This is a genomic window from Rhizobium sp. AN80A, from assembly GCF_030053015.1.
GTDB classification, from domain to species: Bacteria; Pseudomonadota; Alphaproteobacteria; order Rhizobiales; family Rhizobiaceae; genus Rhizobium; species Rhizobium metallidurans.
In genome coordinates, this window is record NZ_JASJPX010000001.1 from 206136 (window position 1) to 219425 (window position 13290).

General features: G+C 61.6%; 12 protein-coding genes. 6 read left to right on the plus strand and 6 right to left on the minus strand.

Going from position 1 to position 13290, the window contains the following annotated elements:
- Window position 1 precedes the first annotated feature (1 nt).
- From P3R82_RS00975 to P3R82_RS00985, 3 genes are all read left to right on the plus strand, one after another.
- Window positions 2-1858 carry a DUF2264 domain-containing protein gene (locus P3R82_RS00975; RefSeq protein ID WP_283192640.1) on the plus strand — a complete coding sequence of 619 codons (1857 nt, stop codon included), beginning with the start codon at window positions 2-4 and terminating at the stop codon, window positions 1856-1858.
- Window positions 1855-2865 carry a hydroxyacid dehydrogenase gene (locus P3R82_RS00980; RefSeq protein ID WP_283192641.1) on the plus strand — a complete coding sequence of 337 codons (1011 nt, stop codon included), beginning with the start codon at window positions 1855-1857 and terminating at the stop codon, window positions 2863-2865. The genes P3R82_RS00975 and P3R82_RS00980 overlap by 4 nt, the downstream gene beginning before the upstream one ends.
- 186 nt (window positions 2866-3051) lie before the next feature.
- Window positions 3052-4449: an FAD-binding oxidoreductase gene (locus P3R82_RS00985; RefSeq protein WP_283192642.1), complete on the plus strand. Its 1398-nt coding sequence runs from the start codon at window positions 3052-3054 to the stop codon at window positions 4447-4449.
- Window positions 4450-4454: 5 nt separating this feature from the next.
- Here the strand turns inward: P3R82_RS00985 and P3R82_RS00990 are convergent, their stop codons facing one another.
- From P3R82_RS00990 to P3R82_RS01015, 6 genes are all read right to left on the minus strand, one after another.
- Complete coding sequence (locus tag P3R82_RS00990) at window positions 4455-5333, minus strand: MurR/RpiR family transcriptional regulator (protein WP_183901631.1); 879 nt, start codon at window positions 5331-5333, stop codon at window positions 4455-4457.
- Window positions 5334-5420: 87 nt separating this feature from the next.
- Window positions 5421-6284: an MBL fold metallo-hydrolase gene (locus P3R82_RS00995; RefSeq protein ID WP_283192643.1), complete on the minus strand. Its 864-nt coding sequence runs from the start codon at window positions 6282-6284 to the stop codon at window positions 5421-5423.
- 9 nt (window positions 6285-6293) lie between these two features.
- Complete coding sequence (locus tag P3R82_RS01000; protein ID WP_283192644.1) at window positions 6294-7223, minus strand: phosphoglycerate dehydrogenase; 930 nt, start codon at window positions 7221-7223, stop codon at window positions 6294-6296.
- A 2-nt stretch (window positions 7224-7225) separates the two neighbouring features.
- Entirely contained in the window at window positions 7226-8179 is a 954-nt protein-coding gene (locus tag P3R82_RS01005) for a shikimate dehydrogenase (RefSeq protein WP_283192645.1), read from the minus strand.
- Window positions 8176-8829: a bifunctional 4-hydroxy-2-oxoglutarate aldolase/2-dehydro-3-deoxy-phosphogluconate aldolase gene (gene eda / locus P3R82_RS01010; protein WP_283192646.1), complete on the minus strand. Its 654-nt coding sequence runs from the start codon at window positions 8827-8829 to the stop codon at window positions 8176-8178. Before eda ends, P3R82_RS01005 begins: the two co-directional genes overlap by 4 nt.
- Window positions 8830-8854: 25 nt before the next feature.
- Entirely contained in the window at window positions 8855-9481 is a 627-nt protein-coding gene (locus tag P3R82_RS01015; RefSeq protein WP_283192647.1) for a glucose-6-phosphate isomerase, read from the minus strand.
- 196 nt (window positions 9482-9677) lie between these two features.
- On the opposite strand from P3R82_RS01015, the gene P3R82_RS01020 reads away from it, so the two are divergent.
- From P3R82_RS01020 to P3R82_RS01030, 3 genes are all read left to right on the plus strand, one after another.
- Window positions 9678-10649: a substrate-binding domain-containing protein gene (locus P3R82_RS01020; RefSeq protein WP_283192648.1), complete on the plus strand. Its 972-nt coding sequence runs from the start codon at window positions 9678-9680 to the stop codon at window positions 10647-10649.
- 130 nt (window positions 10650-10779) lie between these two features.
- Entirely contained in the window at window positions 10780-12294 is a 1515-nt protein-coding gene (locus P3R82_RS01025) for a sugar ABC transporter ATP-binding protein (RefSeq protein ID WP_283192649.1), read from the plus strand.
- A 13-nt stretch (window positions 12295-12307) separates the two neighbouring features.
- On the plus strand, window positions 12308-13285 hold the full coding sequence (locus P3R82_RS01030) for an ABC transporter permease (protein WP_283192650.1): 978 nt from the start codon (window positions 12308-12310) through the stop codon (window positions 13283-13285).
- The last annotated feature ends 5 nt before the right edge of the window (window positions 13286-13290 follow it).

The following is a 13290-nucleotide window of genomic DNA, read 5'->3' on the forward strand; positions in this document are numbered from 1 at the left end:
GATGACCTATGATACGGCCAGCGCCAATCCGTTAGCGGGCAATCCGCTGGAGACGCGCGAGGACATGAGCCGCGCGCTCCTCGACCTCTTCGATCCGTTGCTCCCCTATTTCTCAAAGGGCAATGCACGCGTTCGGCTGGATGGTGCCGGCGCCCATTTTGATCGCGCGGCCGCGGACCTGGAAGGGTTTGCCCGCCCTCTTTGGGGGCTGGCGCCGCTTGGAGCGGGAAAGGGCGACTTTCCCCACTGGCGGCGTTTTGCGGAGGGGCTGGCGAACGGCACGGATCCCGAACACCCGGAATATTGGGGCACAGTCAACGGGCGCGACCAGCGAATGGTCGAGCTCGCGGCGCTAGGTTTCGCGCTGGCGCTTGTCCCCGACAAGATCTGGGAGCCTCTGAGCAAGCGGGCACGGGCAAATATGATCGCCTATCTCAAGCATGCGCGGCAATTCGATTATGCGGATAACAACTGGAAATTCTTCCGCATCTTCGTCGACATTGCCCTCGATCGCGTCGGCGCCGAGTTCGATCGCAGCCTGACGAGGCAATACCTCGATGAGCTCGAGGGCTTCTATATCGGTGACGGCTGGTATCGCGACGGGAACGTGCGCCGCGTCGACCACTACATTCCCTTCGCCATGCATTTCTATGGGCTGATCTATTCCAAGCTCGTTGATGACGACTACGCGAAACGCTACCGCGAGCGCGCCGTTCTGTTCGCCAAGGATTTTCGCAACTGGTTTGCACCTGACGGCGCAACCATCCCCTTCGGTCGCAGCCTCACCTATCGTTTCGCTTGCGCCGGCTTCTGGTCGGCGCTCGCCTTTGCCGATCTGGAGGCACTGCCCTGGGGCGAGATCAAGCATCTCTGCCTGCAGCATCTGCGTTGGTGGAAGGACAAGCCGATGACCAATCGCGATGGCATCCTGTCGATCGGCTTCGGCTATCCAAACCTGCTGATGTCGGAAAGCTACAACTCGGCGGGATCGCCATATTGGGCGTTCAAGGCCTTTCTGCCGCTGGCGATCGCGGATGACCACCCGTTCTGGACCGCGAAGGAGAAAGCGCCTGCACCAAGCGAAAGCGTCTCGCCGCAGCGCCATCCCGGCATGGTACTGATGCGCGCCGGTGGCGATGTCGTGGCGCTGTCTTCTGGACAAGAAAATCTGCAGATGCGGTTCGGCACGGAGAAATATGCAAAATTTGCCTACTCGGCGCGATATGGCTTCAGCGTCGAAGCCGATGAACGGAGCTTTGCCGGTGGTGCCTTCGATTCCGCGCTCGCCTTCAGCGACGATGGACTGCACTACCGCGTGCGCGAGACGAACGCCGAGGCGAAGCTCGCCGGCGACGTGCTCTATTCAAGATGGTCGCCATTCAAGGATGTTTCCGTCGAAACCTGGCTGGTTCCCGCGACACCCTGGCACATCCGCGTCCACAGGATCAATTCGCCGCGGCCGCTGCAAACGGCTGAAGGTGGCTTTGCGATTGCCAAGCGAGACTTCGATCTCGACGTACTTGAGGCAGGGCCGGGCAGTGCCCACGTCATTGGCGATGCCGATTTCTCCGGCATTGTCGATCTGGGTTCGACGGTGAGCCGAGCCGGGCTGGCGCAGAAAGCTCTGCCGAATACCAACCTGATCGTCGCCAAGACGCTTGTCCCTCAATTGCGCGGCGAAATCCCGGCCGGCGAGACGGTCCTCATCACGGCCGTGCTCGCGTTGGATGACCCGGCTGCGGCTTCCGGCGCATGGACTACGCCTCCGGCGGCACCTGATATCTCCGCGCTCGGGGCAAGGATTACCAAGGACGGCATAACCGTCAGCGCCATCGAAGCGCCAGGGCAGATGCCATGAGCCGACCGGGTATCGCGCTTGCCATGCACCCGGGGCGGACGGAGCACGTTCTCCCCGATCGCCTTCTCGACCGGCTGGAAAGTCTGGGTCGATTGCTTGACCGAGAGCCGTTGCAGACTTTCGCTGACGAACGCGCCAGGCGACTATTGTCCGAAATGGAAATCCTCATAACCGGATGGGGCGCTCCCTATGTTGGCCGCGATGTGCTTTCGACAGCCGGGGGGCTGAAGATGATCGCTCATGCGGCGGGAACGGTGAAGGGGCTGATCGACGAAGACATATTTCGCGCGGGCATCGCCGTCAGCCATGCGGCCGAGGCGAACGCGGTCCCGGTGGCCGAATTCACGCTTGCCGCCATCCTCTTTGCCGGCAAGCAGGTTTTCCGGTTTCGCGACACTTACGTCGCGGACCGCAACCGCGATCGCACCCACCCCATGCAGCGCCTTACGATCGGAAATTACGGCCGCACCGTCGGCATCATCGGCGCGTCGCGCATCGGCCGGCGCGTGATCGAGCTGCTGAAGCCCTTCAATTTCAAAATTATCCTTTTTGATCCGACATTGAGCGCATCCGAGTGCGCGGCAATCGGCGTCGAAAAGGCTGATCTTGATACCCTGATGCGCAGTGCCGACATCGTCTCGCTGCACGCGCCCTCGCTGCCATCGACACAACATATGATCGACGCCCAAGGGCTGGCGCTGATGAAGGACGGTGCGACGCTCATCAATACGGCACGCGGTGCCATCATCGACGAGGCTGCACTTCTCGCCACGCTTTCGACCGGCCGGATCGACGCGATTATCGATGTCACCGACCCTGAGATACCGGAACCGGCATCCGCCTTCTACGATTTGCCTAACGTGTTCTTGACACCCCATATCGCAGGCGCCGTCGGCCTCGAGCGGACGAGATTGGGTGAAATGGCGGTCGATGAGATAGAGCGATACTTAACCGGCCAGCCACTGGAATACGCGATTACGCTGGCCGATCTCGATACCATTGCTTGAGAGGCGTTCGCGCTCGCGCCAAGTCGGCTCGACCAGCCGTTCAATGGACGCTGCCTCATGGTGAGCGTGCGACTTCCGATCGCGGCTTCGTCGGGAAGAGCTGCGTTGAACATCACCTATACTATTGGTCGCTCAACGGAAGATTGGTAAACAAGCCTTCTGAAGGCAGGAGGGCTGCAAGTGTCCATGTCATCCAAACGCTTAGCCGCAAAGCTTGGCAACGATCTCGTTCTTGCCGATGGTGAAGGCATGGATCGTTACCTGCGCGACTGGCATCGCGACACCGTCGGTGCGGCCGTTGCCGTGATCCGCCCGCGATCGGTAACCGACGTGGCTAACGCGGTTTTAGCATCACGCGATCTTGGCCTCGCCATCGTGCCACAAGGTGGCAACACCGGGCTTGTGCACGGAGCGCTACCGCAATCGCCATCCGACCATGTCGTTTTAAGCCTGGAGCGGCTGAACAGGATCCGCACCATTGCTCCCGACGACTTCTCGATGACGGTCGAGGCGGGCTGCATCCTATCGGCTGCGAAGGAGTGCGCCGCGCAAAACGGCATGTTCTTTCCGCTGGCATTGGGCGCGCAGGGAAGTTGCCAGATTGGCGGCAATGTCAGCACCAATGCCGGCGGCATCAATGTGCTGCGTTACGGCATGGCCCGTGATCTGGTGCTCGGCCTCGAGGTCGTGCTGCCGAATGGCGAGATCTGGAATGGTCTTTCGACGCTGCGCAAGGACAACCGCGGGGTCGACCTGAAGCAGTTGTTCATCGGTTCGGAAGGCACTCTCGGCATCATCACCGCAGCTTCTCTGAAATTGACGCCCCTGCCGACGCAGCGCGAGACCGCGCTGCTCGCAGTGGCCTCTCTCGATGACGCCGTTGCGCTCTATCGCTTGGCGCGGCGGGAATGCTGCGATCTCATGTCGGCGTTCGAGTTCATGCCGCCCGAGGCGTTCCCTTTGGCGCAGGCGGCCATGCCGGATCTCGTCATGCCGCTTTCCGGGCAATATCGAGCCTATGTCCTTATGGAGCTCGGAGGTTCCGGACTGGCTGACATGGCTGATCTCATGCAGCGGTTCCTCGAGCTCGGAATGGAAAAGGGTCTCATTCTCGATGGTGTCATCGCCGCCTCGGAGAGCCAGGCAAAGACCCTGTGGAGCTTTCGCGAGGGCATGGTCGAGGGGCAGGTCAAGCGTGGCCGGCATCTGCGCACCGATGTGTCGGTCTCGCTCTCCAACCTCGCATCCTTCGTGGCCGAGGCGGAGGCCGAGCTTGCAAGCGCTCTACCGGGGTGCCTGGCAATATCCTACGGGCATGTCGGAGACGGCAATGTGCACCTGAATGTTCTGCCGTCGGCAGGAACGCCCGATGGCGAACGTGACACGATCATCAAGCGTGCCAAGACCATCATCAACGAAGTTCTTTTCCGCTACCAGGGAAGTATCAGCGCCGAGCATGGGATCGGGCGTGAAAAGATGGACGACTTCCGCACCGGATTGCAGCCGACGCAGGTGCAGTTGCTTGCTGCTTTGAAGGCGGCGATCGATCCGGATTGGCGAATGAATCCCGGCGTTCTGTTCTGATTGGGTCAAATCGGCTGCATCTTACGCATGTCGCTCAGCTGACGCTTCATCTGGTTGATGCGCGTCCGCTCGCCTTCGGGCCGCCGCATGGCGACGCTGGTCGAAAGGATGTCTATGACCACGAGCGCGGCGATGCGCGATATGGTCGGCGTATACATGTTGGTGTTTTCGAGCGTTTCCACGATCAATGCTACGTCTGAATAATGCGTCAACGGCGATTCCGAACCCGTCAGACAGATGACGATCGCGCCGTTGTCGCGCGCGATGCGGGCGATCTCGATGATCGATCGGGTGGTTCCGGTGTTCGAAATGACGAAGGCGACATCGCCTTCCTTCATCATCGAGGCGACCATCAGTTGCTGGTGGGAATCGAGCTCGGCGCCACATGGGACGCCGAAAAGCGGGAACTTCTGTTGCGCATCACGGGCGACGATGCCGGAGGCTCCGAAGCCGAAGAATACGATCGATCGAGCCGCGGCCAGAATGTCGATGGCCTTGTGAAGGGCAGTCTTGTCGAGCTTCGAGCGGGCCCAGTCGAGACTTGTCATGGTGTAGTCGAAGATTTTCTCGGCGATTACCTCCGGCTCATCGGTATCGAGCAAGACCGAATGCGTTGCCGGCGTGCCGAAGGCGAGGCTTTGCGCGAGGCGGATCTTGAGATCCTGGAAACCGTTGCAGCCGACCGCCGTGGCAAAGCGAAGGACCGTCGGCTGGCTGACCTCGGCCAGCGCCGCCGTTTCGCCAACGGTCGCATTCATGATCCGGCGCGGATCGTCGAGCACGACGTCGGCGACCTTGCGATCGGACTTGCGCAATTCGGGTCGCATCGTCCTGATGACTTCGATGATGTTGCGGCCGTTGCTGCTTCTGATGTCGCTATCCATCCGGATCGCCTTTCCTGCACTCTTAGCTGCGAAGGCTAGAAGCTTAGAGGTTTAAGAGCAAGGTCGCGTCGTGCAACGAAAGGCCGGTTACGGCTTCTGCAAGGTGTATAAGATGTTCGTCCTGGCGCGGTGCAGGCCGAGACCGGTAGTCGCAGCGATCTCGGCGTCGATTGTCTCCGGCTGCTCGGTATTGAAATCGAACAGCCCGTAGTGATGCGCAATCAGGTCGGCGGCGCCCACATGCCGGGCCACGGTGATCGCTTCGTGAAGCGAGAAGTTCCCGGGCACGCCGTTTTGCGAAAGCTCCGCGCGCCTGCCATTGACCGGCAGGAGAGCGACATCCGGCTGTAACCGACGCACCTCGTCCTCAAGCCCGTCGAAGGGGATACAGTCGCCGGAGTGCCAGATGCAGGTCCCTTCGGTCCGGATGGCACAGCCGAGAAATCGGTGGTTGCCGTCCGTGTCCGTTTCCAGCGTCTCATGTGCTGCGCGCGTCGGAATGATTTCGATATGTGCCAGCGGTGAGATGGGTTCGCCGGCGCGGGCGAGAATGAGCCGATCGCCCTGTGCGCCCGAGCGCTCCATGGCCTGGGCGGCAACCGCGCGGGGTGCGATCAATCTGGCGCCAGGATTGGCCGAGAGCAGTAATGGCAAGGTGCCGGGATCCATGTGGTCTGTGTGGGCATGCGTGCAAAGCACGAGATCGACGTGGAAGATCTCGTCCGGGAGGACGGGCGGCGGCATCATGCGGACATGCGGTCGCGCCGTGTTTTGGTACTTTGCGGCCAGGCTGTCGGAAAGATAGGGATCGATGACAAGCCGCATGCCGGCAATGTCAATGACAAAGCCGGCCTGACCGAGCCAGTATACCTCTACTTGACCGGTCGGTGGTCGTTTCAATCGCTCGGTCAGCGGTTCTCCTATCGGCGTCTCTTTCAGCCTGGCGCGCATGGTTCGACCTCAGGCTGACAATACGGAGAGCAGGTTGTCGGCCGCTATTCGTGTGGCGCGGTCAACGCTTTCGGCGGTGAACCCGCCGATGTGGCTCGTTGCGATCACGCGGCCATGCGCGGCCAACTCGAGTGAGACCGGTGGCTCCTGCTCGAAGACGTCGGTGGCATAGGAGCCGATCTGCCCGAGATCGAGCGCTTCGATCAGGGCGTCCTCGTCCACCAGCCGCGCGCGCGCCGTGTTGACGATGACCTGTCCTTTTTTCGCCGAGAAGATACGGGCTCGACCGAGGAAGGTAGAGCCGTCGCGGGGCAGGGGGCAATGCAGGCTGAGGATATCGGCCTCGCCAACGATGTCGTCGACCTCGGCATACGAGAATGCGCTCGATGGAAGATCGAGATTGGGGCGCGCCGGATCGAAAGCGACGACGCGCGCGCCGAGCGCGATCACCATGCGGGCGACCTCCCGGCCGATCGCGCCGCAGCCGATGATGCCGACAGTGCGGCCATGGATTTCAGCACCGCGCAACCGTGGCCAGCCACCGGCCTTGATGCCGGCATCCGAATGCGGAATGGAACGCAGGGCGCTGAAGATCAGGCCGATCGTCAGCTCCGCGACCCCCATGGAATTGGCGCCCTCGGCGATCATGACCTTCACGCCACGCTCCCTGAGCATGTCGATCGGAAGGTTGTCGACGCCCACGCCGTTGCGGCTGATGACCTTCAAGGCCGCGGCCGCTTCGATGATTTTCGGGGTCACCGGCTCGACGCCGGCAAGCCAGCCGACACAGCCCGGCACCAGATCGATCAGTTCCTGTTCGTTCGGCATTGCGCCTGCCGTGGAATAGACGATCTCGAAGCCCTGCTCGCGCATCCGCTCGACATCGGGATGCGGTTCCTGTGTCAACGAACGCGGTGTGACGAGAATACGCTGGTTCATGCTTATCTCCCCGCGGCCTGAATGGCGATCTCGGATATGCGGTCGAACGAAGGACCCGATGTCGGGATCGCGACGTCGAAGACCTCGGCGATGACCTGCGTCCAGCCGTGAATGAAATAGGTCCAACCGTCCTCGATGCGCAGCGATCGGTCCAGTTGCTCACGACGGGCCTGGTCGAGAAAGACGAGGTCGCCGCGATAATTGAGATCCCAGACGACGGCGCGTTCGGGGAAGACGGCGGCATCCGTCAGGGGCGAGCCGGGTGCGTCCTTGCCGAGACCGGTGGCATTGATGACGAGCGAGCCGGGTTTCAAGGTGGCCAGTACCTTGTCGTTGTCTTCAGGGCGTTCCGCCAGAAGATACTCGACCGGCACGTCGAACTCGACCTGCTCGTGGATGCGCTTGATCTCGTCCAGGCGATGCTGGCTGCGATTGGTCACGATGATACGCGACGGCACGTTCCTGCCGCGGTTCTTTCGCATCAGATGCCAGGTTAGCGCGATCGTCGATCCCCCGGCGCCCATCGAGAACAGGTCGGCGTCGTTGTCCGCGAAGTAGGTTTCGCCGAGGAAGCCGTCGATCGACAGGCCCGACGAGATCGGATCCTTGGCGTGGCAGATCAGCTTTCCGTCCCGCTTTGAGATGCAGCTGGTTTCGTCCATCAGCAGCGCATGCGCATCGATGACATCGAACATGTCCCTGCAGGCGTGGAAGAGGTCGATCTTGTGGGTGGTGACAAGGGCGCCCATGGACAGCGGATCATCGCGAATGAATTCGACAGCCCTGCGATAGGCGGCAGGATCGTCATGCAGCTTGAAATCGATACCCTTGATCACGGCGCTCTTCAATCCGAGATAGTCCGCCCAGGCGGGAAAGACCTTCATGATCGAGCTTTTGCCTGTTGTCACACCGATGAAATAGAGCGTCGGGCTGGTTGCGGGTTCATAAGTGCTCACGCGCGCTTCTCCAGAGCTTCCTTGGCGACCTTGACGGCGGCCGCGGCGTTTTTCGCGATATCCTTGAAGCGACCTTCGCGAATGTCTTCGGTCTTGGCGATCCAGGTGCCGCCCACGGCGATCACCTGGCGAAGCGCCAGCCACTCGCCGATCGTTGCCTCGGTGACGCCGCCGGTCGGGATGAAGCGGATGCCGAGATGGGCGAAGGGGGCGGAAATGCCCGCCAGCGCCTTCGGGCCGCCCGCTACGCCAGCGGGGAAGAATTTCGCCAGTCGCACGCCGCGCGCGGCTGCAAGCGTCAGGTCCGATGGCGTCATGATCCCCGGGCAGAAGGGCAGGTTCTCGGTTTTCGCGGCATCGACGATGTCGGGATCGAACCCCGGCGCCAAGCCGAAACGGGCACCGGATGCGATTGCCGTCTTCAGGTTGGCCCGGTCGAGGATGGTGCCTGCGCCGATGCACAATTCAGGGCGGGCGTCGCGCATGGCTGCGAGAACGTCGGCTGCGGCCTCGGTTCGGAAGGTGATTTCGGCCACCGGCAATCCGCCTTCGAGCAGCGCGTCGGCGAGCGCCACCGCATCCGAGGCGCGCTCGATGGCGATGACGGGAACAACGCCGAGACCGGCGATGAGGTCGATAGGATGTGTCATGGCATTCTCCGCAAGCTCTTGTCGATCAGGTGTAGGACTTCATCAGCGCGCGAACCGTGTCCTCGCCGCGCGGCTGATAGGCGGGGTTCTCGATGAGCTTCCAGCCCTCGGCTCCGTCGCTCACGACGCGGTGGCGCATGCCCCGGGAGGATTCGATGATCCCGTAATCCTGGCCGCTGTCCGAGGGGTAGGCGAAGACCATCACCAGATCCTCGTTGCCGATGTTGACCGAGCGGTGGATCCAGAAGGGGGGCACGTAGCAGATGGTCTGCGGCTCGATCTCGACGATGCGCGTCTCGCCTGCCGGCGATTCGAGCTGCATTAGTCCGAGACCCTTCTGGCCGTAATAGATCTCGGGCCGGTCCGCCTTGGCGTGGATATGTCCGCGCGTCAGAAAGAATTCGTCGGCGATCTTGCCGGGGCTCATGCGCGTGACGCCGTAGATGAGGTCGCCGCTATGTGTGCCGGGACGAAAGTCTTCCACGTCGTAGACGACGACATCGCCGAGCTTTTCGACCGCCGCGTCGAACGCGGCTTCGTCGGCGTAAAGCCCGTTGAGATCGCTCAGGCGCTTCTCGTAGCGCCCGGTGTTTCCGCTCATTCCGCCGCCGATCGTGTCGACAACGCTTGAGACTGGTTCCCGCATCATCATGCATCCTCCGTTTGGTAGTAAAGTTACATAAATGGATATGGAAACACGCGCAAGCGAAATTTGTAGGCCATATTGCGCTGCAAAAATGTAGAAATTGAACAAAAAATATGTTGACGGAAAAAATTCATGTAACTACGCTACATTTCAGCCAGGAGATGGCTTGCGCTTGAAGCGCTCACCCGGAGGAGAAACGAAAATGAAAAAGACTGTAATGACGCTTGCGCTCTGCGCAGCCGCATCGGTACTTGCCATGGCGAACGCGCAGGCCGCGGATTGCAAGATCGGCATCTCGATGAAGACGCTAGACGCGCCGTATTTCGCCGCACAGGAAGTCTCGGCGAAGAAGCGTGCCGAAGAGCTCGGCTGCGAAGTCATCTCCGTCGATGGCCAGAACGATCTCAACAAGCAGGTCGCCGACGTCGAAGACATGGTCGCTCAGGGCATCGGCGCGCTGATCATCAATCCGCGCGACAGCAAGGGTCTTGTGCCCGCCGTCAACGCGGCCACCGCAGCGGGCGTCAAGGTCTTCGTCATCGACTCGACGATCGACGCACAGGCCAATTTCGTAACCCTGGTACAGTCTTCGAATTCGCAGAACGGCCTTTTGGTCGGCCAGTGGCTCGCCGATGCGACCAAGGGCAAGGAGCTCAAGATCGCGTTGATCTCCGGTGACAAGGGCAATGAAGTGGGCCAGGAGCGCCGTCTGGGTGTTCTGGCAGGTCTGACCGAGGGTCAGCTGCGCAACGAAGGCCGTGCCAACTTCACGGTGGTCGGCCAGGGATGGGGCGCCTGGACCAACGAAGGCGGCCTGAAGGCGATGGAAGATCTTCTGACCGCGAACCCTGACGTCAACGTCGTGCTCGGCGAAAACGACTCCATGGTCCTCGGCGCACAGAAGGCACTCGAGCAGGCAAACAAGTCGGGGGACGTCTTGTTCCTGGCGGCCGCGGATGGTCAGAAGGAAGCGTTGCAGGCGATCAAGGATGGCAAGTACGGCGCAACTGGTCTCAATGATCCGGCGCTCGTCGCTGCCACGGCGGTCGATCTGGCCAAGAATGCGCTCGATGGCAAGCTGCCCGGCGATATCTCCAAGATCACCTACACGACGCCGACCGCGATCACCAAGGACAACGTCGACAAGTACCTGAAGAAGGACGCGGTATTCTAAGACCGGATCCTCCCTGTGGCCGGCGCGGCTTCGTCCCCGCCGGCCATCCATTCAATGACCTCCGAAGCCGGCTCGCGCCGGTGTCGCCGCAGAACGCGGCACGGTCGTGTGACAGGCAGAATGTGACGCTATGGAAACTGTTGTTGAGCTCACCGGCATACGGAAATCCTTCGGCGGCGTACGCGCCCTTCAAGGTGTCGATTTTACCTTGCGCAGCGGTGAGGTTCACGCTCTGCTCGGCGAGAACGGTGCCGGCAAGTCGACGCTGATGCGCGTTCTAGGCGGGGAGTACGTTCCGGAATCGGGAAGCGTGAAGGTTCGCGGCGCCGAGCAACGGTTCAAGGGGCCGATGGACGCGCTCGACAAGGGCATCGCCATCATTCACCAGGAAATGGCGCTGGCGACGGATCTCACGGTGGCGGAGAATATCTTTCTGGCCGAGATACCCTCGGTGATCTCTTGGCGCGACCTCAACCGGCGCGCCGCGGAGCTTATCTCCAGCCTCGGCTTTTCGATCTCGCCATCCGCGACCGTGTCCGATCTGTCCGTTGCTCATCAGCAGGTCGTCGAAATCGCCAAGGCGCTCTCCAAGAATGCCAGCGTGATGGTCTTCGACGAGCCGACAGCGGTTCTTTCCGTGCAGGACGCCGAACGCCTGCTCGGTATCATCCGGACGCTGCGGGAGCGCGGTGTCGGCATCATCTATATCTCTCACCGCCTCGACGAGGTGTTTCGCATCGCCGACCGGATCACGGTCATGAAGGACGGTGCGTCGGTCCAGACGGTCGAGCGAAAGGATGTCGCGATCGATGACGTCATCCGCATGATGGTCGGCCGATCGCTGAAGGCTCTTTTCGGCGACGATCTCGAACGGCCGATCGGCGAGGAAGTGCTACGGATCGAAGACCTCTCCGATGGCGCGCGCATCCGTGGCGCATCGCTCTCTGTAAAGGCGGGCGAGATCGTCGGGCTTGGAGGCTTGGTTGGCGCCGGTCGCACCGAGTTGGTGCGCCTCATCTTCGGCGCCGAGAAGGCGCGTTCGGGCAAGATCTTTCTGCATGGCAAGGAAGTGCGCGTGAACAACCCACGCGCCGCCGTCAAGGCAGGGATCGGGCTTGTTCCGGAAAGCCGTAAGGAGCAGGGGCTCGTTCTCGATTTTCCGATCCGCGTCAACGCGACGATGTCGAAGCTCGGGCCGCTGGTCAATGCGTTTGGCTTCGTGCGGCGGGCGGCCGAAGGCGCGACCGTCGAGAAACTGGCGGCGCGCCTGCGCATCAAGGCCGGCAGCCTCAACGATCCCGCATCGAGCCTTTCCGGTGGCAATCAGCAGAAGGTCGTGCTTGCCAAGTGGTTCCACGCCGATGGCGACCTTCTGATCTTCGACGAGCCGACCCGCGGCGTCGATGTCGGCGCAAAGACCGAGATCTACTCGCTCATCAAGTCGCTTGCAGCCGAGGGCAGGGCGGTGCTCGTCATCTCGTCCGAACATATCGAGCTTTTCGGGCTGTGCGACCGCATTCTCGTCATGCGCGAGGGTGAACTGACCGGGTCGCTCGACCCGCAAGACTACACCGAAGAAAAACTGCTGAAGCTGGCGATGGTCAATACCGTCTCACAGGCCGAAGCCATCGCGACCAGCAACTGATTGGGTTAAAGCCGTGACCGAACTCACCGAAACCGCTCACCGTTCGCCTTCGCTGAACATTTCCAACATCCTGCACCGCTACGGCACGCTGGCGATCCTGATCGCCCTGCTGATCGTGGCGACCTCGATGTCCGACGTCTTCCTGACCCAGCGCAACATCATCAACGTTCTCCGACAAAGCGCTGGCACCAGCCTCATGGCGATCGGCATGCTCTTCGTCATCCTCACCCGGGGTATCGATCTCTCGGTCGGTTCGGTGGCAGCGCTCGGCAGCGTTTTGTCGGCGATCGTCATTCAGGAATACGGCACCGGCGGAGCGGTCGCGACCGCGCTGATCGCCGGCGCAGCCTGCGGCCTCGCCTCCGGCGTCCTCGTCGCCTTCCTCAAACTGCCGCCCTTCGTCACGACGCTTGCGATGATGACCGTTGCGCGTGGTCTCTCTCTGATCGTCTCCGCCGGACAGCCCATTCAGATGGACGAAGCCGGGGTCTGGATCACCACCTTCGGATCGGGTTCGATCGCCACCATTCCCTATCCCGTCGTGTTGATGGCGATCGTCTTCGTTATCGCCGGTATCGTCCTGACCTTCACGCGCTTCGGGCGCCTGGTGAAGGCGATCGGCTCGAATGTCGAGGCCGTCAGGCTGTCCGGTATTCCGGTCGCTTATTACACGACAGCGGTCTATGTGATCTCCGGCGTTCTGGCGGCCGCGGCCGGTATCGTTTCGACGAGCCGCACCGGCATCGGCTCAGCCAATATCGGCGTCGGTTCGGAGCTCGATGCGATCGCTGCCGTCGTCATCGGCGGCGCCAGCCTGATGGGCGGCCGCGGTGGCGTCATGAACACCTTCATCGGCGTGCTTGTGCTTGGCATTATCGCCAATATGATGAACCTTGCCCGCGTGCCCGGCTATCACCAGCAGGTCTTCATGGGCTGCATCATCATCGGTGCGATGCTCCTGCAATATGCCTCCAACTGGTTTCGCAAGTAGTGTCC

Coding starts and splice junctions, on each gene's coding strand:
- P3R82_RS00975 (WP_283192640.1), top strand. CDS start 2: ATGACCTATGATACGGCCAGCGCCAATCCGTTAGCGGGCAATCCGCTG.
- P3R82_RS00980 (WP_283192641.1), top strand. CDS start 1,855: ATGAGCCGACCGGGTATCGCGCTTGCCATGCACCCGGGGCGGACGGAG.
- P3R82_RS00985 (WP_283192642.1), top strand. CDS start 3,052: ATGTCATCCAAACGCTTAGCCGCAAAGCTTGGCAACGATCTCGTTCTT.
- P3R82_RS00990 (WP_183901631.1), bottom strand. CDS start 5,333: ATGGATAGCGACATCAGAAGCAGCAACGGCCGCAACATCATCGAAGTC.
- P3R82_RS00995 (WP_283192643.1), bottom strand. CDS start 6,284: ATGCGCGCCAGGCTGAAAGAGACGCCGATAGGAGAACCGCTGACCGAG.
- P3R82_RS01000 (WP_283192644.1), bottom strand. CDS start 7,223: ATGAACCAGCGTATTCTCGTCACACCGCGTTCGTTGACACAGGAACCG.
- eda (WP_283192646.1), bottom strand. CDS start 8,829: ATGACACATCCTATCGACCTCATCGCCGGTCTCGGCGTTGTTCCCGTC.
- P3R82_RS01015 (WP_283192647.1), bottom strand. CDS start 9,481: ATGATGATGCGGGAACCAGTCTCAAGCGTTGTCGACACGATCGGCGGC.
- P3R82_RS01020 (WP_283192648.1), top strand. CDS start 9,678: ATGAAAAAGACTGTAATGACGCTTGCGCTCTGCGCAGCCGCATCGGTA.
- P3R82_RS01025 (WP_283192649.1), top strand. CDS start 10,780: ATGGAAACTGTTGTTGAGCTCACCGGCATACGGAAATCCTTCGGCGGC.